A 19,399-nucleotide genomic window follows, 5' to 3' on the forward strand; every position below is an offset into this window, starting at 1 on the left:
TCCGCCACGTTTCAGCTCAGGACCAGCTTTGCAGCAAATCCACCAGAAGTCGCACACCGAAACCGGTTGCTCCGGATACCTTCGATCCTCCCTTGGTCGGGAAAGCCGGGCCGGCGATATCGACGTGAGCCCAGTGCTTATGGCCATCGATGAACTTTTCGAGGAACTTGGCTGCCGTAATCGAGCCTGCGCCGCGTCCGCCCGTGTTGTGCACGTCGGCCACATCGGATTTGATCAGCTCAGCGTACTCGTCCCAGAGCGGCAGCTGCCAGACCTTTTCACCGGAAGCCTGACCCGATTTGAACAAACGGTCTGCCAGAGCTTCATCGTTGCTGAACAACCCGGCGACCGGATAACCGAGCGCCACAATGCAGGCTCCGGTGAGGGTGGCCAGGTCGATCATCACGTCAGGATTGTACTCCTGCTTGGCGTAAGTGAGCGCATCGGCCAAAATCAGACGGCCTTCGGCGTCAGTGTTGCCCACCTCGACCGTAATGCCTGACATGGTGGTAATGACGTCACCGGGCATTTGCGCCGAACCGCTCGGCATGTTGTCCGTGGAGGGCACGAAGCCGATCACGCGAACCGGCAAGGCAAGCCGGGCAGCTGCCTCGACAGCCTCGATGACGCAGGCTGCACCAGCCATATCGGACTTCATCTCCTCCATGCCCTGGGCAGGCTTCAGGGAAATGCCGCCGGAATCGAAGGTCACGCCCTTACCAACCAGTGCGATGGTCTTTTTGGCCTTGCCTTCGGGCTTGTAGTCCATGATGGTGAACGTCGGAGGCTGCTCGCTTCCCTTGTTGACGGCAAGCAATCCGCCCATCTTCAGCTCGGTGATCTTCTTCTTGTCGAACACCGTTACCTCGAATCCGCCGCGTTTGCCGGCCTCACGGGCGGCATCAGCCAGATCTTCGGCGGAGAGATGGTTGCCCGGAAGGTTGACCAGATCTCTTGCCGCGTTCTGGCACGAACCGACGATCATACCTGCGTTCGCGCCGTTTTCAATAGCGCCGAGCTGAGTGCCGCACCCGGCAAACACCAGCTCCGAAATGCCTTTCGGCTTGCTCTCATCCTTCTTCTTGTCGAGTTTACCGCTCTTGAGGCGATCGAAACGGTAAGCGCCGTATTGTGCTGCCCCGGCCAGAACAGCCGCCAACTCATCGCTCTTGCATTTCAACTGTTTTGCCCACTGAGCAGCTCCGGAACAATCAAGCGCCAGAATGCCGATCTTCAGATCAACCGCCTTTCGTGCGGCTGCTTCAGCAGCCTTGCGAAACTCTTCCAGTTTGAGGCCATCACCGATCCCCGCCAGCAAAAGCCTCAAAGGGCTCTTCCCGGAAGCTGCCCGGTAAGCCATCACAAGTTCGCCTGCGGAAGCCTTGAAATCCTTCAAAGCGCCTTCATCAGCGCCAAGACTTCTGAGGAGCTTTCCAGCCTCTTTTTTCAGGTCTTTCGTGGAGATGAACAGGACGAGGGCATCAGCCTTGATCGAGCCCCCCTCTTTTGCAGTAACGGTAAGTCGCATACTTGAGCTTAAATCTTTAAAGTGATGATGAAATTAAACGTTGAGATTTTCCCGGGTGAACTTACGCACATCTTCCAGAACCACCCGCTGAGCTTTCTCGGCGGACATTTTCAGCAGGCATCCGGCCGCATTCATATGGCCTCCGCCACCGTAATGACCGGCCAGGCGATTGACGTGGATTTTGCCTCTCGACCTGAAGCTCACCTTGGCGCGGCCATCCTGCATTTCGACCATCAGCACAGCAACCCTCACGGTCGGCACACTCAGAAGATAGCGGATAATCAGATCGGTATCGAACAGCTTGCTGCCGGTTTCTTCGAGCATCTCCTGGCTGATAAAAAGCCATGAAATCAGACCGTCGTCAAGAATACGGATATTGGTAAGAGAAAGACCAAGCAGCTTGAGTGATTCGGGAGTCAATGAGTTGTAAATAAAGTCATAAACCATTTCCGGATCAGCGCCCTTCTCAACCAGTTTTCCGGCAAGACGATAGGTATACGGGGTCGTTTTGGGAAACCTGAACGAGCCCGTATCGGTCATGATGGCCGCATAGAGCGCGGAGGCCGCATCGCTGGTGCAGAGCTTTTTCCCGGTTTTCAGCTCAATAGCCGCAATGAGATCGCCCACCAGTTCGCCGGTCGAAGAGGCGTAGGTTTCGCAAATCGTCAGATCGGCGAAATCCTCGGGATCGAGATGGTGATCGATGCACAACAACCTGAGCTTGCCCATTTCCCGCGCGAATTCCACATGTGGCCAGAGGTTACCGATCCGGTCGTGCAGGTTGGCATCGAGCACCACAAGGAGATCGGCCAGGAAAATTTCCTGAATATCCTCCTCGTTGCGGTCGCGGAAAACCTTGATATCGTAAAAGTCTGTGAGAAAAACATAGTTCGGCGGCACGATGGTAGGATTGATGATCACCACCTCCTTGCCGAGAGCCCGGAGAACGATGGCAAGCGCGACCTGACTGCCAAGTCCGTCACCATCGGAATTTTCGTGGGTGGAAAGAAGAATGTGGCTCGCTGCCAGCATTTCATCGACGACCGGTTGCCACTCCTCAGGAGTCAATGTCCGGCCATATTCAGGTGTAATCATCAGATCGGGAAATAGGTGGCAAAAAACTCAACATTACTGCACAACAATGAAGAAAAGCGATTCCCTCACCTGATACAATCCAGCCATATCAAAACAGCTAAAACCGGAACACCGATCCGGAAAACATAGCGAAAAAGCAACCGAAAGCCCTACTGTTCAGGCCATCTGCAAACCCGGCGTGCTACCGCAGAACATCTCCATGTTCCGGAAATGCTGCTCAAAAGCTTCACGGCCCTTGTCGGTTACACGAAAATTGGTCAACGGCTTCCGGCTCTCAAAGGTCTTGTGGCACTCAACATAGCCAGCCGACTCGAGTTTTCTAAGGTGGATGCTCAGATTGCCATCCGTAGCCCTGATACTGTCACGGATTTCAACGAATGATGCTTCAGGTACGCTCATCAGGTAAGCCAGGGCCGCAAACCGGATGCGGGCGTAAATGACCTTGTCGAGCAACTGATGATTGTAATCTTTTTTATCTTTCGTTGGTTCCACTGACATACTATTTTCTCGGTTACTTATTACGACTATTACAAATCCGATAACAAGTATACAAAATAAAGTACTTTTTTTATCGGCTCATCAAAAGAGAAGCAAAAGTTTTATGCCGGAACCGTCTTTTTCTGGTGCATCCAAACCCTTTGACGACGCTCTGCCGAACATCAGGGAACTGAACCGGCAGGAGCTTGAGCACCTCATGCAGCGCCTCGGTCAACCGGCCTACCGCGCCCGACAGCTGCACCAGTGGCTTTACAGCCATCAGGCTCTCAGTTTCGAAGACATGACCTCGTTCGGCAAGAAGTTGCGCGAACAACTGGCGGGCTCCTGGGCCATCCGCCCAGCTACGCTTGATGCTACTGAAACCGAACCAGCCCAGTGCGCTGCACCCGGCGCTATTCCGACCTCCAAATTTCTCGTAAAGCTGGATGACGGTGTGCTGATCGAAAGCGTCCTGATCCCTTCGGAAGAGCGCATGACCGCCTGCATCTCCTCGCAGGTCGGCTGTGCGCTGCGCTGCACCTTCTGCGCCACCGGGCAGATGGGCTTCAAACGTGACCTCGTGGCCCCGGAAATCACCGATCAGGTGTTCCTGCTCCAGCAGGAAGCCCACCGGCTGTATGGCCGGGGGATCACCAACACTGTATTCATGGGCATGGGCGAGCCGCTGCTGAACCTCGACAACGTGTTCGAATCGATCTCCACGCTCACCGAGCAGGAGTACCGTTTCAGCATTTCCGAGCGGAAAATCACCATCTCCACCGTAGGCCTCGTGCCGGAAATCGGCAGGATTGCCACATCAGGGCTCAAGACCAAGCTTGCAATCTCGCTACACAGCGCAGACCAGGCCACGCGGGAGCGAATGATGCCGGTGGCAGCCGATTACCCGCTGGACGAACTCTCCAGGGCAATCTCGGCCTACAACACCAAAACCGGCCAGCCGGTCACGCTCGTTTACATGCTGCTCGAGGGAATCAACGACGCCCCTGAAGACGCGCGAAAACTGGCCCGTTTTGCAAAGCGGGGCTTGTGCAAAATTAATTTGATTGATTATAATGCAATCGTTAATTTAAAGTTCAGGCCAGGTTACGGCAGCGCAAAATCCATGTTTATCGAGCGTTTGCTGGATGCCGGTCTGCACGTCACCGTCAGAAAAAGTCAGGGTGCTACCATCAACGCCGCTTGCGGCCAGTTAGCCACCAGGTCGGGTAACGACGGGGCGAAGCCGTAGGACGCCGCAAAGACATGTCATGCTTGCAACTCTCCGGAGAAACAGCTTCAACCGGAACGCATGAGACCTTCTTAACCGTGTCCCGCAGTAATTTTTAACACCGGCACTTCTCATCATGGATCTATTCAGCTTCTTGCCCTTCCGAGACGAAATGGTCAAGGTCTATCATGGCCTGACAAGCAATGCCACCCACACCTCCGATAAACCAGTCTTCGCCGAGCTCAAGGTGCGTCACTACGCCGCCCCTTCAAACGAGGTCTCCGAGGTCATTGTCAACAAAGTCGAAAGCTGGGTCGGCTGGGATCTCAAAAGCGAGAAAACGGCTGTGGGCGGCATGAAGTCGATCCGCGCCGAAGTCTCATCGTTTGCTCTGCTCGGCATGAAGATCGACGTCACCTTCGGGCTGATCGAAGAAACCGATGTCAACGGCCTCAAAATCACCACGGTCAACGCCAAAGCTCATACAAGAATTGATGCCAGGGGCGATCTCGGAGAAAGCCGCAGAATGCTGCGCATGATGCTCGCTTCGCTCGATTTCGAGTTCAGACCGCAGATTCTCAGCGAAGACGACTATGTCCTGCGCTCCCTCGATCCGAAAAACTCTTCCAGCGCCTTCCAGCAGCTCTTCGACGAAACAAAGCTCGAGCACCGCTCAAGCAACCCGAAGCCCAAAGCCATCGAGCTGAAGAAGCCTGCCAAACAGTCGATCGAACTGAAAAAACCCTCGAAACAGACCATCGAACTCAAAAAGCCTGCCACCAAGCAGACCATCGAGTTCAAATCATCCCGCAACGGCGGAGAGACGGCCAATGCGCCCGAACCCATCTCCCCCATCCAGAACGGCACTCCCGCGGAAACTCCGGCATCAACTGGTCAGGAAGAGGCTAAAAAGCCATCACGACCGAAAATTACCGTTGTCTCCCTGAAAAAAAATTCATAAAGGAAAGCGTTTCATGAGAGTAATCCTGTTGGGCGCACCAGGCGCAGGAAAAGGAACACAAGCACAATACATATCGGAAGCATTCGACATTCCCCAGATTTCAACCGGCGACATGCTCCGCGCCGCCGTCAAGGCGCAGAGCGAACTGGGTATGGCCGCCAAGAAAGTTATGGATGAAGGCGGTCTCGTGCCGGACGACATCATCATCGGCCTCGTCAAGGAGCGCATCGAAGAGGATGATTGCGCGAACGGCTGCCTGTTCGACGGCTTCCCCCGCACCATCGCCCAGGCAGACGCCCTCAGAACCGAAGGTATCCGCATCGACAACATCATCGAAATCGACGTTCCCGACGAAGAGATCATCAAACGCATGAGCGGTCGCCGTGTGCATCCTGCTTCGGGCCGTACCTATCACATCGTCTTCAATCCTCCGGCCGTCGAGGGCAAGGATGACGTCACCGGCGAAGACCTGGTGCAGCGCGACGACGACACCGAAGAAACTGTACGCAAACGCCTCAAGGTCTATCACGATCAGACCGAACCGCTGGTGGGCTACTATCGCAATCTCGCCATTGAAGGATCTGATGATGCGCCGAAGTACAGCTGCATCAACGGCATCGGCCAGGTCGAGCAGATCAAGCAGGATATTATCGCTGCACTGAAGCAGTGATCGCCAAACAGAGCATCAGGAAAAAAGCCAGTTGTTATGACTGGCTTTTTTTGTTTATATGACAACGATCGAACTCTCTTTTTGCTGATGAAACATCCGCTCTTGAACAACCTCCTCGATGCGCGCACAGGTTTACGTTGAAAGAATCTATCGGGACGAACCGTTCCTGTTGTCGGTGCCAGAGGCGCTGGAAGAGCGTCTGCAGACCGGTTGTCAGGTGCTGGTGAAGCTCGGGGGACACAGGGCTTCGGCGTACATCGGCTACGTTGCGTCTCTGGATGAACAGCCAGGCGAGAATGCGGTAGACGGCGAGGTGCTGGACGTGCTCAACGACGGCAGGCCGGTACTGACACCACAGATGATGCGGTTGGCGCTCTGGATGTCGGATCACTATGTCGCCCGGCCCGTCGACTGCATCACCACCGCCCTTCCCGCGCCGCTGCGGAACACGGTCGACGAGGTGATCGAGCTGTGCGATTTCCGTCTGGAAAGCCCGGAGTCCCGAATTAAAAGCACCGATTTGCGCCGGAAAATTCTGCAGATGCTGAGCCGCGACAAGCGCCTGACCGTTCGGCAGCTCCGCAAACGCCTCGGCAGAAAGGGGCTCTACTCCACACTTGGCGAGCTCGAAAGAGGCGGGCTGATTAAAATCACCAAGCGCTTTGCTGAAACAAAGCCGAGAACCGTCACGGCATGGCGGCTGAGCCCCACGCTCCCCGAAGAGCCAGAAAAACTGATCGCCCGCTCGCCGCGAAAGCGCGAGGCGTTCGAGCTGCTCTTCGCTGAACCCGACAAGCCGCTCCGGGCCGAGGAAAGCGGCATTTCGAGAGCGGTACTGAACGGACTGGTCGAGCTGGGGCTGGCCGAAAAAGTCGAAATCGCCGCGCCACTCAAGGAGGGGCTTCGCTTCGACGAAGTGCAGAAGGAGATCACCGCGCTCAGCCGGCACCAGCAGCAGGCGCTCGACGCGCTGACCGGGTCGCTCGAAGAGGAGCGGTTCCGGACGTTTCTGTTGCACGGCGTGACCGGCAGCGGCAAGACGCTGGTCTATATCGAGCTGCTGCGCCGGGTGCTCGACAGCGGCAAAACAGCTATCGTACTCGTCCCCGAAATCGCCCTCACCCCACAAACCGCGGCCCGCTTCCGCCACTATTTCGGTGATGAAATCCAGATCATACACAGCGCCATGAGCGATCAGGAAAAGTACGAGGCGTGGCAACGGCTCAGTACGGGCAAGGCGCGCATCGCGCTCGGCGCGCGCTCGACCCTGTTTGCACCACTGGAGAATGTCGGAGCGATTATCGTGGACGAGGAACACGACGGAGCATACAAGCAGGATCGCACACCACGCTACCACGCTCGCGACACGGCGGTGATGCGCGCCATGTTCGAAAACGCCATCTGCGTGCTCGGCTCGGCCACACCATCGTTCGAGTCGTACCACAATGCCGTCGAAAGCAAATACGCCCTGCTCGAACTGCCCGAACGCATCGACCAGGCACAAATGCCCAAAATCGAGCTGGTCTGGATGCCCGGCAGTCAGCGCGTCACGCCGTCGATCTCCGGAGCGCTGTACGACGCAATCCGCGAACGCCTCAAGCGCGACGAGCAGGTCATCCTCTTGCAAAACCGCCGCGGCTTTGCGGGCAGCCTGCTCTGCCTCGAATGCGGCCACACCCCGCAATGCAGCCACTGCAACATCCCGCTGGTCTACCATTCGACCGACCGGACGCTCCGCTGCCACTACTGCGGCCACATCGAGCCGTTCCGCGAAACCTGCCCCTCGTGCAAATCCGGCAATCTGTTCTACAAAAGCAGCGGCACAGAGCGCATCGAGGAGGAGCTGGGTGAACTGTTTCCGGATGAGAAGATTTTGCGGATGGACATCGACACCACCTCTACCAAAGACGCCCACGCCACGATTCTGACCGCCTTCCGCAACAAAACCGCTCGGATTCTCCTCGGCACCCAGATGGTGGCCAAGGGGCTGGACTTTCCGGACGTCACGCTGGTTGGCGTGCTGATGGCCGACATAGGCCTGAACCTGCCGGACTTCCGCGCCTCGGAGCGCATCTACTCGCTGCTGACGCAGGTGTCGGGACGAGCAGGACGAGCATCGAGACCTGGCGAAGTGCTGCTTCAACTCTACAACCGCGACAACGAGCTGTTCAGCCACGTACTGAAAAGCGACTACCGGCATTTCTTCGAAGCCGAGATGCTCACCCGCAAAGAGCTTGGCTATCCGCCTTTTTCGAGACTCATCAAGTTCGAGTGCTCCTCACCCTCCGAACAGGCCGCCGAACGCGGCGCAATGGCGCTCCGGGAAAAAATCGAACCGGTCGTAACCGAAAAGATCGGCACGATTCTCGGCCCCGCGCCGGCAGGTATGATGAAAATGAAAGGGCGGTTCCGCTTTCAGCTCATCCTGAAACTCTTCGGCGTCCGTTTGCCAAGCTCGCTCCTCAGACAGGTACAGTACGACGCACTCGGCCTTTTCCGAGGTGACAACCTGGTCATCACCGTCGATGTCGATCCCCAGCATCTTCTGTAAAACGCTTTTTTTGTCGTAAATTTCTGCGAAACCGGTTACAACGCAGAAATAATCAACCCGAAATCCATGACAGAGTTTCAGTGGAACACCAGTTACCTTAAGTCGCATTGGCTCAAAGCCTCGGGCGTGATTCTCGTGCTGCTTTTGCGCTATCTTTACACCCTGCTCTTTCTGTACGGATTCGTCCACAAGATCATGCACGGCTGGATGTGGGGCGACATCCTGACCCAACACTTCACCGAGCGGCTGGGCGAGCTACGGATGGCTGCGGAAACCGCTACCGCCGGTTCTTTTGAGGCTTCTGTCGCCGCATTCCAGGCTTCCTATCTGGCGCATTTTGCCATTCCGATGGTCATGCCCATCGCCTGGATCGTTACCATCGGCGAACTGATTATCGGCGTTGCGCTGCTGCTCGGCGTCACAACCCGCATCAACGCGGCATTCGGGCTCTTCATGTTGCTCAACTTCGCTGCTGGTGGTTACTATAACGAAACCATTCCGCCGCTCGTTATCATGTCCGTACTGTTCATGGTTCTGCCCACCGGGCAGTGGTTGGGACTTGACCGATCGCTTCACCGGAAACATCCGAATTCAATGCTCTTCAAATGATTCACGCCCCGAGACAACTGCAACAGGAACGATACGCTACGCCCTCGATACGCTTCACGCTGCTGCTCCTGCTCGTCATGCTGATGACACCATGCGGAATCGGTTATGCGCTCACCGAAGAAGAGACCGCGATACTTGATGCAGCCGACAGCGCATACCTGTCGTTGAAGTACGAAAAAGCCGACTCGCTCTACAGCAGCCTTCTGCCCATCGCGCCAAACTCTGCGGCTCTGTACTGGAAACTCGCCCGCCTGAACATCAGCATGGCCGAGGCCATCGACCCGGATGAAAAGGAGCGACGCATGCCATTTTACACGAAAGCGGTCAACTACGGCCGGAGAGCGGTGCAAATCGACAGCACCAACGCCAGTGCCCACACCTAGCTGGCCGCCGCCCTGGCCGTAAAATCCGACAAGCTCGGATCGAAAGAGAAGCTGGCGCGAGCCGCAGAAATCAAACACGAGCTTGACAAAGCACTCGCGCTGAACCCGAACGACGACGTCGCCTGGTCGATGCTCGGCTCATACAACTTTCAGGTCTCCAATATCGGCTGGTTCAGCCGCTTCATGGGTGGGACGTTTGTAGGAAAAATGCCAGAAGGAAGCCGGGAGAAAGCCGAGCAGGATTTCAAAAAAGCGATCAGCCTCAACCCGAGAGTCATCAGGCACTACCACGAGCTCGCGCTTCTTTATCTTGAGGAAAATCGGGACAAAGAGGCGCTCGACATTCTCCTTGCCGCTGAAAACAAACCGGTGCTTATGAAAAGCGACATCAGGCGACTCGACGAAATCAGGGAGCTGATCCGGAAGCTGAAGAAAAAACTGGATGATTGATGTAAAAAGGCGGTTCATGAACCGCCTTTTTACATTAGCCTGGATTTCAGACCCTGAAATCCTCTCACTCCTTCTCAACCCGTTTCAGCAGATCCTGCACCCCAAGGTGATAACTGTCGGCGCCAAACCCTCCGATCACTCCGACACAAACCTCTGAGATGACCGAGGTTCGGCGGAACCCTTCACGCTTGTGCACATTGGAGAGATGCACTTCAACCACAGGCATGATCACGGCGCTGATTGCATCACGCAGGGCAATCGAATAGTGCGTCAGTGCACCAGCGTTGAGCACCACGCCGGAGCAACCGCCCCGGTCTTCAAGCTCGAAGAGCTTTTCCAGCAACGCACCTTCGTACTCGGACTGAAAAAACTCGAAGGTCACCTCTGGAAACGCATCAGCAAGGCCACGGTTGATGTCATCAAGCGTCAGGCTACCGTAGATCTCCGGCTCGCGTTTGCCGAGTCGCGAAAGATTCGGGCCGTTCATCACCAGAATGGAGACGGGTTTCATGGCTGCTCCGTGTTTCGATTAGAGGATGTACTGGCTGAGATCTCTGTCAGCAGCGATCTTGCCAAGCTTCTCGCGAACCTTTTCGGCATCGATAACCACATGTTTGTCAATGCTGCCGTCCTTGACCATTTCGGGAATACCGAACATCAGCTCTTCGAGCAGATTGGTCAGAATGGTGTGCAGACGGCGAGCGCCGATATTTTCGACGGTCTCGTTCACCTTGGCGGCCGTCCTGGCGATTTCGCGGATCGCATCTTCGGTAAATTCGAGGTCGATCTCCTCGGTCAGAAGCATGGCGCGATACTGCTTGATCAGTGCGTTGCGCGGCTGGGTCAGAATCAGGAAGAAGTCCTCCTCGGTGAGGCTTTTCAGTTCGACCCTGATCGGGAAACGGCCCTGCAGTTCGGGAATGAGGTCGGACGGACGGGCCACGTGGAACGCCCCCGAAGCGATGAAAAGCACGTGATCGGTCTTGACGATGCCGTGCTTGGTGGAAACCGCCGAACCTTCGACAATCGGCAGCAGATCGCGCTGGACACCTTCACGGCTTACATCGGGGCCTTTGCCGCCCGCACCGGTGGTCGGCGCGGCGATTTTGTCGATTTCGTCGATGAACACGATGCCTGACTCTTCGGCTTTGCGGAGCGCCTCTTTGACAACCACGTCCATATCGATGAGCTTCTGCACCTCCTCCTGTTCGAGCAGCTTGCGCGCTTCGGCAATGGTCAGGCGGCGTTTTTTCTTCTTCTTCGGCATACCGCTCATCAAATCCTGCATGATGCCGCCGAGATCTTCCATCTGGCCGAGCGGCCCGAAAATCTGCATCATGCCGCCCTGCCCATCGCTGCTGATCTCGATTTCGATCTGCCGGTCTTCCATCCGCCCGCTGCGGAGCCGTTCGAGCATCTTTTCGCGGCTCTTCCGGTTGATTTCGCGTTCGAGGTTTCGCTCGTCACCGGTCACCTCATCACCCGAAACAACCAGCCCCTCCTCATCGCCTTCGCTCTCCTGCTCCTCAATACCACTGACAGGAGGCAACAGAATATCGAGCAAACGCTCTTCGACCAGCAAGGCCGCCTTTTCGCGCACCTCTTCCGATTTTTCGCTGCGCACCATCGCTACCGCCTGCTCGGCCAGGTCACGGATCATCGATTCGACATCCCGGCCGACATAGCCGACCTCGGTGAACTTCGAAGCCTCCACCTTCACGAACGGCGCTTTGGCGAGCTTGGCCAGCCGCCGGGCGATTTCCGTTTTACCGACGCCGGTTGGGCCGATCATGATGATGTTGTTCGGCATGATTTCGTCGCGAAGCTCTTCGCTGACGTTCTGGCGGCGCAGCCGGTTGCGCAGGGCGATGGCCACAGATTTCTTGGCATCCTTCTGGCCGATGATGTATTTGTCGAGCTGTTCAACGATCTGGCTCGGCGTGAGCTGCTCGTCGCCGATCAACTTTACCGAAGGGTTCTGAAGATCGCTGGATGATGACATTTCCTGAGAATCCTTATTCATTGAGTTCGTTCAAAAGTTCATAAAGTGAACCCTTGCTGCCGTAAAGCCGACATCAGAGGGTTTCAATAGCAATGTGGTCGTTGGTATAGATGCAGATTTCGGCGGCCGTTTGCAGGCTTTCGCGAACGATCTCTTCGGCGGAAAGCGTAGTGTGCTTCATGAGCGCCCGTGCCGCAGCCAGCGCGTACATGCTGCCACTCCCGATGGCCACGATGCCGTCCTCCGGCTCGATCACGTCGCCGGTACCGGAGATGATGAGCGCCTTGTCGGAGCTGACGACGGCCAGCATCGCTTCGAGGCGGCGAAGGTATTTGTCGGTGCGCCAGTCTTTTGCAAGCTCCACGGCAGCGCGGTCAAGCCGTCCGCTGTAGGCTTCGAGCTTCGCCTCGAACCGTTCGAGCAGGGTGAGCGCGTCGGCGGTAGCTCCGGCAAATCCGGTCACGAACTTGCCCTGGTAGAGGCTACGAATTTTGCGGGTTGAGTGTTTCATCACGGTGTTACCGAGCGTCATCTGGCCGTCGCTGCCGAGCGCGGCCTTGCCATCCCTGAGCACACCGAGGACTGTAGTCGATCGTATCTGCGGTTTTTGCTGACCCATAGAGCTATCGTAATAATGAGTTTAACCTATTCTTTTTCTTAATCTTGCAACTGGAATTTGCATTTGTTCACGGTATTTTGCAACCGTTCTGCGGGCGATCTTCACCCCTTTTTCGCCAAGCAGTTCGGCCAACCGGTCGTCGCTGAGCGGCTTTGCCGGATTCTCCGCTTCGATAATCTCACGAAGTTGCGCCTTGATGATTCTCGACGACAACTCTTCGCCCTCGTCGGTCGAAAGCGCGCCGCTGAAGAAGTATTTCAACTCGAACACACCATAGCGGGTCTGGACGTACTTGCCGTTGACCGCGCGGCTGATGGTTGAAATATCGTAACCGCTCTCTTCAGCCACGGTCTTCATCACCAGCGGCTGGAGATAGCGCGGGCCGTCGATGAAAAAACGGGCCTGGGCGATCAGCAAGGTCTCCATTACCTTCAGCAGAGTCTGCCGCCTGATCTGCAGCGCCGTGGCGAAGTCGTTCGCGCGCTGGAGCTTTTTGCGCATGAACTGCCGGTCTGCGGTAGGCACCATCCGCTTTGCAAGCACCTCGCGATACTCGTCCGAGACCCGGACCGACAAGCTACTCCGATCGTTCAGCACGGCGGTCAACGCGCCGTTTTCATAGGTCACGATGAAATCCGGAGAGATATAGTGCCCTCCTTCATCGACAAACACACCGGCAGGATGCGGATCGAGCGACGTAATCACTCCGATAGCCTCTTCGAGCTGCTGCTTGCCGATATCGAGCTTTTTCAGCAGGCGGTCGAAGCGCTTGTTCATGAAATCGTCGAACGACTTTTCGAGGATCGTGCGAGCAAGCTTCACCGCTGCCGGATCGTGGTCGTGATCGAAGACCGAGAGCTGCACCAAGAGTCGCTCGCGGAGATCGGCAACCGCCACGCCGGGCGGATCGAGATACCAGATGCGCTTCTGGATCGCCCGGATTTCAGCTTCGTCGGTTTCGATATCCGCCTCCCGGAGCCCGTCGATGATCACCTCCGGCTCCTCGGTGAAGTAGCCGTCGCCGTCGAGATTGCCGAGAATTTCGGCAGCAATGAGCACCTCGCGCTGACCTATCCCCTCCTGAAACGACAATTCGCGTAATAACTGCTCGTGGAACGTATCGTGCTGCACAGCCTGGAAAAAGCGATCCTCGCCACCCGATGACGAGCCGGACGATCGGGCAGAGATGCCCGGAGCCTTGTCGCTGCTGCGCTCTTTGAGAGCAGCACGGTCGAAGCGCCCTTCCGAATCGAACATCTCCTGAGAATCGTCAACCCCGGCCGCCGGAGCGGTTCCGTCCCGAGAATCAGGCTGGCTACGCTCCTCGACCAGTTCGAGCATCGGATTTTCTTGCAGTTCTTCGTAAATCCGCTGTTCAAGCTGGTTGAGCGGAAGCTGGAGCAACTGACTGGTCAGCACCTGCTGGGCGGTCAGTTGGAGGCTCTGGGTCTGCCTCTGCTGTAGCCTGATCTCGGCCATGAATTACTTCAGGAGGATAAATCGACAAATTCCTTCAGGCTGTTGTACCACTCGCGCCCGTAGCGTTCGATGAGGGGCGCGGCGACATAATCGATGAGCCTGACCTGCTGTTCCGCGCCCTGACGACGGGCCTCGCGGCACATGGCATGCTGTTCATAAACAAGATAATCCAATCCGAACTTTTTCCGCACCCTGATCGGGAACAGTCGGCATGACAGGGGCTTGGTGGCCGACAGCTCCCCCCGTTTCCACGCCGCTTCGACAGCGCAGAGCGCGATACCGTTCTCGTGGATGACGAAGACGCATTCACGCTCGTCGATAGTGCGGGTGTAGAGGTTGCCCTGATAGATTTCCGTGCAGCCATGGCGACGGATGTACTTGAGCGCACGTTCCGGCAGCACAGGACGGAGCGGCTCGACGACGCTTTCGAGATAGTGCGCCTCGGCTTCGTCGATCGGAGCACCAAGCTCGCCTTCGACACAGCACTCTCCCTTGCACAGCTCGAGAGGGCAACTGAACTTTGCGTCAAGCACGGCGCGATCGACAAGCACTTCACCGATGGAAACAACGGACATCTTCAGTAATGGAATACCGGAACCGGCGGCGTGGCTCGACAAAACCGGCCTGGATGGGTGGGAAAAACGGAATGGAAAATCTGCGTACGAATTTGAAGGCTCTTCACTGTCTTGTGCTTTGAACATTCATCATGCCCCCCTCGTCCCTGATTCTCGCAAAGAAAAGCCAATAGAGTCGTTTCGAGAGGTATCGGCGGAATGACAATATCATCGTATCTTCAACGGAACATTGCGCGCAGAAGTTGCATTCAAAACAGCAAGACCTCTGCATCAACGCACTCTATGTAATCAATAGAGTTGAAAGTTGCAAAGCTGCGGGCTTTGCGAAAAAAATCGACAGAAAGCACCGTTTCATGGCTAAATCGACCGTTCGTTATATCTGCTCGGCCTGCGGAGCAGTTTCGCTGAAATACCAGGGGCGCTGCTTCGAGTGCCAGAGCTGGGGCACGCTGGTTGAAACCCACGCCGAAGAACCGGACGCCAAAACCCGCAAGAAGCGCCCAGCCGGCTCCATACCTGAAGTGCAGAACCTCGATGACACCCCTCCGGAGGGATTCCACCGCTTGATGACCGGCATCGGCGAGCTCGACCGCGTACTCGGCGGCGGGCTGATGGAGGCTTCGGCGATCCTCGTCGGCGGTGAACCGGGCATCGGCAAATCGACGCTGATGATCCAACTCGTTCCGCGACTGGCGGGCAAAAAAGTGCTGTACGTCGCGGGCGAGGAGTCGCCGAACCAGATTCGCGAACGCGCCAGGAGGCTCTCAATCAAGGCTCCGAACCTGCGGCTCGTCTCCGAAGTGGCGCTCGAACGCATCCTCGACGCCATCGCGAACGAGCAGCCGGAAATGGTGATCGTCGATTCAATCCAGACCGTCTATTCGAGCGACTACCAGAGTTCGGCAGGCACCATCACGCAGATTCGCGAATGCGCCGCCTCGCTCATCCGCGCGGCCAAGGAGCAGAACTTCATCCTGCTCATCATCGGCCACATCACCAAGGAGGGGTCACTGGCCGGGCCGAAGGCGCTGGAGCACATGGTCGATACGGTCATCCAGTTCGAGGGCGAAAACTACCAGCGCTACCGCATCGTCCGCTCGGTCAAAAACCGCTTCGGCCCGACCAACGAAATCGGCGTCTTCAAGATGGAGGAAGACGGCCTGACAGAGGTCTCGAACCCGTCAGAGTTCTTCATTTCAGATCGACGCACGGACGTACCCGGCACGGCAGTGCTAGCCGGAATCGAGGGGTCACGCGCGCTGATGGTGGAGGTGCAGGCGCTGGTGTCGCGAACCGGCTACTCGATGCCGCAGCGCATCAGCACCGGATTCGACCTCAAGCGCATCGCCATCATCCTCGCCGTGCTCGAAAAGCGCTTGCAGTTCCAGACCGCCGGGCAGGATGTGTTCGTCAAGATCGCGGGCGGCCTGAAACTGGTCGAACCGGCTGCAGACCTGGCCATTGCCGCTGCCGTCGCCTCCGGATTGCAGGACAAGCCGTGCAACCCGACCGCCTGCTGCTGCGGCGAGATCGGCCTATCAGGCGAGCTGCGCGCCATCAGCGACGGTGAGCGCCGCATCCGCGAGGCGGTGCATCTCGGCTTCAAATCGATCGTGCTGCCGGAGTCGAACACACGCGAGCTGAAAGCGTCGATCAAAAAGCTGCCGATCAGAATCCACGGCTGCCGAACGCTGCACGAAGCGCTCGAAGCGATGGGGGTTTGAAGAGGAAAAATGGGAACGGCTTGGGCGAGATGAATAGCGATGCCAGGCAGGGTTGGGCAGGCACAAGACGCCCCTACAGGTTTTCTGCCATTTTACCTGAAATGTCTTACATTGGAAGAGCAGAGAAGCGCAAGAATTGAAACGTTACGCAAAGAAAGGAGATCACCATGTTCAGTATATTGATTCACTGGCTCATCAGCGCTACGGCGGTGTACGTGACTGCCAACATGCTGCCGGGCATTACCATCAAAAGCTTCGGTGCGGCGCTCATCGTAGCGCTGGTGCTTGGCCTCGTCAACGCACTCCTCAAGCCGGTGCTGGTCTTCTTTTCGATTCCGCTCCTGCTCCTCACGCTCGGGCTCTTCATGCTGGTCATCAACGCGCTCATGCTGCAACTCGCCGCTGTGCTGGTAGACAGCTTCGGCGTACAGAGTTTCTGGTGGGCCGTGCTCGGCTCAGTCTGCATCAGCGTGGTCTCATGGCTCATGAACGCCGTACTGAACATCTGAAACTCAAGACAATCGACAGACGACCATGCAGGGAGAAGCACAGGCCCTCGTCCTCCTCAAAGCCAACAAGCTCAAGCTCCAGTCCGTGAAGTATGTGGCCGACGGGCCACGTGACGTTCTCGTCAGGACCATCGCCAGCACCATCACGCCGGGCCTTGACCGACTGCTTCTGACCAACAAGCCGGTTTCGCACAAGGTGCTCGCCTATCCGGTGATGCCGGGCAGCGAAACCATCGGCCAGGTGATGCACACCGGCCCAGAGGTAACCGGGGTCAAAGAGGGCGATTTCGTCTATGCCTTCAAGGGCGACCGCTGGGTCGGCATTGACCCGTATTACGGCTGCCACGCTGAAGTGATTCCCACCTCCGAAGAGAACGTGCTGCCGCTCGGCCGAGAGCCGATTCACCGCGACCTGCTAACCGGTCTGGTGGCCTATGTGCTCACTGCGATGGAAAAGATCGATTTCGACCCGTCGATGCGCGTGCTCATCCTCGGCCTCGGCTCGGTAGGCCTGATGGTTTCGGAGTACCTCTATCATCGAGGCGTCAGGCAGGTCGATGCGCTTGAGGTGTTCCCCCTTCGCGGCCAGCTTTCCCATGCCGAAAACATCGCCATCGACATCGCCGATTTCACTTCGGACTTCAACGACAGTTACGATCTGGTGATCGAAACCACCGGTCGCATTCTGATGATCGAAAAGTCGATGCGCCTGATGAAACCGCGGGCCAAAACGCTGCTCATGGGCAGCTACGAAGTGCTCGGCTACGATTACCGGCTGATTCAGCACAAGGAACCGGTGATCATCTGCTCCAGCGTTACCGAGCGCCGGCACCTCGATGACGCCCAGGCCTTGCTCGATCAGGAGGTGCTCGATACCGAAAAGTTCTTCACCAACGTCTTTCCGGTCGAGCAGTTCGAACTTGCCTACCGGGTCGCCCTCGACAGCAAGGAGGCGATCAAGACAGTGCTGAGCTGGATTTAGGCGGAGGCTGCATGGCGACGGCAGTAAAGCTCTCCGGCATCACCAAACAGTTCGGCAACCTCAAGGCCAACGACGGCGTCAGCCTGTCGATCGAAGCGGGCACGATCCACGCGCTGGTCGGCGAAAACGGCGCAGGCAAAAGCACCCTGTCAAACATCATCTACGGGCTGCTTCATCCCGACTCCGGCACCATTGAAATCGACGGCAAAAAGCGCAGCTTCAGCTCAACGCGAGAGGCTATCGACACAGGCATCGGCATGGTTCACCAGCACTTCATGCTCGTACCGACGCTGACCGCTGCCGAAAACATCATGCTCGGCAAGGAAGGCAGCCGTTTTATGCTGCCGTCAAAACGACTCGGCGACGAAATCGAAAAGCTAGGTAAACAGCACGGACTCGACATCGAGCCCAACGCGCTGGTATCGTCACTCTCGGTCGGCCAGCAGCAACGGGTGGAGATTCTCAAGCTGCTCTACCGGAAGTCGAACATCCTGATTCTCGACGAACCGACCGCAGTGCTCTCCCCTCCCGAAACCGAGCGGCTCTTCGCCACGCTCCGCTCGCTGGTGGCCGAAGGGAAAACGATTTTGCTCATCACCCACAAGCTCGACGAAGTACTCGCTATCTCCGACGCAGTGAGCGTCATGCGCAAGGGCAAGCTGGTCGGCACCGTGCAGACCGCAGAGACGAGCAAGGAGGAGCTGGCGCGGATGATGGTGGGCCGCGATGTGCTGCTGCGCACCGACAATCCGGAACAGACGCCGGAAGCGACGGTGCTCTCCATCGACAAGCTGCGATACGTTTCGCCGCAAGGGATCGAAAAGCTGCGGGGACTCAGCCTTACGGTACACGCAGGTGAAATCTACGGCATCGCAGGCGTGGAGGGCAACGGCCAGAGCGAACTGCTCTCGCTCTTGTGGGGCACGTTCGACCGCGACGGCAGAACCGAAGGCGCGATCCGGATCGGAGGTCAATCTGCGCTCGGCCTGAGCCCGACAGAGATTGCCGGACTCGGCGTGTCGATGATTCCCGAAGACCGCCTCAAATCGGCCGTCGTGGCCGAATACGGCATCGCGGAAAATCTGATTCTGGGACGGCATCGGGAACCAGCATTTCATCGCGGCATCGGTTTCGATAGCGAAACCCTCCGCAAGAACGCCGCTACGATGATCGAACGTTACGACATCCGGAGCAGCGCGCCCGGCGCGAATCCGCCCGTTGCGTCACTCTCGGGCGGCAACCAGCAGAAGGTGGTGGTGGCACGTGAAATGGAGCGCCCCGGGCTCAAGCTGCTCGTGCTCGCCCAGCCCACGCGCGGCGTCGATATCGGCGCAATCGAGCAGATTCACAAACGGATCATCGATGCCCGCCAGAAAGGCCTCGCCATTCTGCTCATCTCCTCCGAACTCGAAGAGCTGATCGCGCTCTCGACCCGCATCGGCTGCCTCTATAAAGGCGTGATCCGGCACGAGTTCACCGAAGCTGAGGTGCGCCAGGGACGTGAGCACGAGTCGGGCTTCGAGAAAGAGATCGGCCTGCACATCACCTGAAACCACG

The 19,399-nt window shown here is 57.2% G+C and carries 19 protein-coding genes; 11 read left to right on the plus strand and 8 right to left on the minus strand.

Features of this window, described 5'->3' with window-relative positions; all coding sequences use genetic code 11:
* Positions 1-16: 16 nt before the first annotated feature.
* The 3 genes from CPAR_RS05705 to CPAR_RS05715 form a co-directional block, all read right to left on the minus strand.
* The gene (locus CPAR_RS05705; RefSeq protein ID WP_012502361.1) at positions 17-1,528 is read right to left on the minus strand and encodes a leucyl aminopeptidase; all 1,512 of its coding nucleotides are present in this window, start codon (positions 1,526-1,528) and stop codon (positions 17-19) included.
* A gap of 33 nt (positions 1,529-1,561) precedes the next feature.
* Positions 1,562-2,623, minus strand: coding sequence for a DHH family phosphoesterase (locus CPAR_RS05710; RefSeq protein WP_012502362.1), 1,062 nt, complete (start codon positions 2,621-2,623; stop codon positions 1,562-1,564).
* A gap of 156 nt (positions 2,624-2,779) precedes the next feature.
* Positions 2,780-3,121 (minus strand): winged helix-turn-helix domain-containing protein, encoded by a 342-nt coding sequence (locus tag CPAR_RS05715; protein ID WP_012502363.1) that lies wholly within the window; start codon positions 3,119-3,121, stop codon positions 2,780-2,782.
* A gap of 103 nt (positions 3,122-3,224) precedes the next feature.
* Here CPAR_RS05715 and rlmN point away from each other — a divergent pair, with 103 nt between their 5' ends.
* The 7 genes from rlmN to CPAR_RS11155 all read left to right on the plus strand — a co-directional run bounded on the left by rlmN (position 3,225) and on the right by CPAR_RS11155 (position 9,952).
* A complete protein-coding gene (rlmN, locus tag CPAR_RS05720) occupies positions 3,225-4,349 on the plus strand; it encodes a 23S rRNA (adenine(2503)-C(2))-methyltransferase RlmN (RefSeq protein WP_012502364.1) in 1,125 nt (374 codons plus the stop codon).
* 115 nt (positions 4,350-4,464) lie between these two features.
* Positions 4,465-5,289, plus strand: coding sequence for a hypothetical protein (locus tag CPAR_RS05725; protein WP_012502365.1), 825 nt, complete (start codon positions 4,465-4,467; stop codon positions 5,287-5,289).
* Positions 5,290-5,302: 13 nt separating this feature from the next.
* Positions 5,303-5,959, plus strand: coding sequence for an adenylate kinase (gene adk, locus CPAR_RS05730; RefSeq protein ID WP_012502366.1), 657 nt, complete (start codon positions 5,303-5,305; stop codon positions 5,957-5,959).
* Between the two features lie 118 nt (positions 5,960-6,077).
* Positions 6,078-8,510: a replication restart helicase PriA gene (gene priA / locus CPAR_RS05735; RefSeq protein ID WP_012502367.1), complete on the plus strand. Its 2,433-nt coding sequence runs from the start codon at positions 6,078-6,080 to the stop codon at positions 8,508-8,510.
* A gap of 66 nt (positions 8,511-8,576) precedes the next feature.
* Entirely contained in the window at positions 8,577-9,119 is a 543-nt protein-coding gene (locus CPAR_RS05740; RefSeq protein ID WP_012502368.1) for a DoxX family protein, read from the plus strand.
* A complete protein-coding gene (locus tag CPAR_RS11150; protein WP_049755829.1) occupies positions 9,116-9,502 on the plus strand; it encodes a hypothetical protein in 387 nt (128 codons plus the stop codon). Before CPAR_RS05740 ends, CPAR_RS11150 begins: the two co-directional genes overlap by 4 nt.
* A gap of 69 nt (positions 9,503-9,571) precedes the next feature.
* Complete coding sequence (locus CPAR_RS11155) at positions 9,572-9,952, plus strand: tetratricopeptide repeat protein (protein WP_332130397.1); 381 nt, start codon at positions 9,572-9,574, stop codon at positions 9,950-9,952.
* 64 nt (positions 9,953-10,016) lie between these two features.
* Here the strand turns inward: CPAR_RS11155 and aroQ are convergent, their stop codons facing one another.
* The 5 genes from aroQ to CPAR_RS05770 form a co-directional block, all read right to left on the minus strand.
* Entirely contained in the window at positions 10,017-10,463 is a 447-nt protein-coding gene (gene aroQ, locus CPAR_RS05750) for a type II 3-dehydroquinate dehydratase (protein ID WP_012502369.1), read from the minus strand.
* Between the two features lie 18 nt (positions 10,464-10,481).
* Complete coding sequence (gene hslU / locus CPAR_RS05755) at positions 10,482-11,954, minus strand: ATP-dependent protease ATPase subunit HslU (RefSeq protein WP_012502370.1); 1,473 nt, start codon at positions 11,952-11,954, stop codon at positions 10,482-10,484.
* A gap of 73 nt (positions 11,955-12,027) precedes the next feature.
* Complete coding sequence (gene hslV / locus CPAR_RS05760) at positions 12,028-12,573, minus strand: ATP-dependent protease subunit HslV (protein WP_012502371.1); 546 nt, start codon at positions 12,571-12,573, stop codon at positions 12,028-12,030.
* Positions 12,574-12,594: 21 nt separating this feature from the next.
* The gene (gene rpoN / locus CPAR_RS05765; RefSeq protein WP_012502372.1) at positions 12,595-14,052 is read right to left on the minus strand and encodes an RNA polymerase factor sigma-54; all 1,458 of its coding nucleotides are present in this window, start codon (positions 14,050-14,052) and stop codon (positions 12,595-12,597) included.
* 8 nt (positions 14,053-14,060) lie between these two features.
* Entirely contained in the window at positions 14,061-14,627 is a 567-nt protein-coding gene (locus CPAR_RS05770) for a DUF3109 family protein (protein ID WP_012502373.1), read from the minus strand.
* A 353-nt stretch (positions 14,628-14,980) separates the two neighbouring features.
* Here CPAR_RS05770 and radA point away from each other — a divergent pair, with 353 nt between their 5' ends.
* The 4 genes from radA (at position 14,981) to CPAR_RS05790 (ending at position 19,392) form a co-directional block, all read left to right on the plus strand.
* Positions 14,981-16,351 (plus strand): DNA repair protein RadA, encoded by a 1,371-nt coding sequence (gene radA, locus CPAR_RS05775; RefSeq protein WP_012502374.1) that lies wholly within the window; start codon positions 14,981-14,983, stop codon positions 16,349-16,351.
* 167 nt (positions 16,352-16,518) lie between these two features.
* Positions 16,519-16,860 (plus strand): phage holin family protein, encoded by a 342-nt coding sequence (locus CPAR_RS05780; RefSeq protein WP_012502375.1) that lies wholly within the window; start codon positions 16,519-16,521, stop codon positions 16,858-16,860.
* A gap of 25 nt (positions 16,861-16,885) precedes the next feature.
* The gene (locus tag CPAR_RS05785; protein ID WP_012502376.1) at positions 16,886-17,842 is read left to right on the plus strand and encodes a zinc-dependent alcohol dehydrogenase; all 957 of its coding nucleotides are present in this window, start codon (positions 16,886-16,888) and stop codon (positions 17,840-17,842) included.
* Between the two features lie 11 nt (positions 17,843-17,853).
* Positions 17,854-19,392 carry an ABC transporter ATP-binding protein gene (locus CPAR_RS05790; protein WP_012502377.1) on the plus strand — a complete coding sequence of 513 codons (1,539 nt, stop codon included), beginning with the start codon at positions 17,854-17,856 and terminating at the stop codon, positions 19,390-19,392.
* The last annotated feature ends 7 nt before the right edge of the window (positions 19,393-19,399 follow it).

The sequence above is a fragment of the Chlorobaculum parvum NCIB 8327 genome (genome assembly GCF_000020505.1).
GTDB lineage: Bacteria > Bacteroidota > Chlorobiia > Chlorobiales > Chlorobiaceae > Chlorobaculum > Chlorobaculum parvum_A.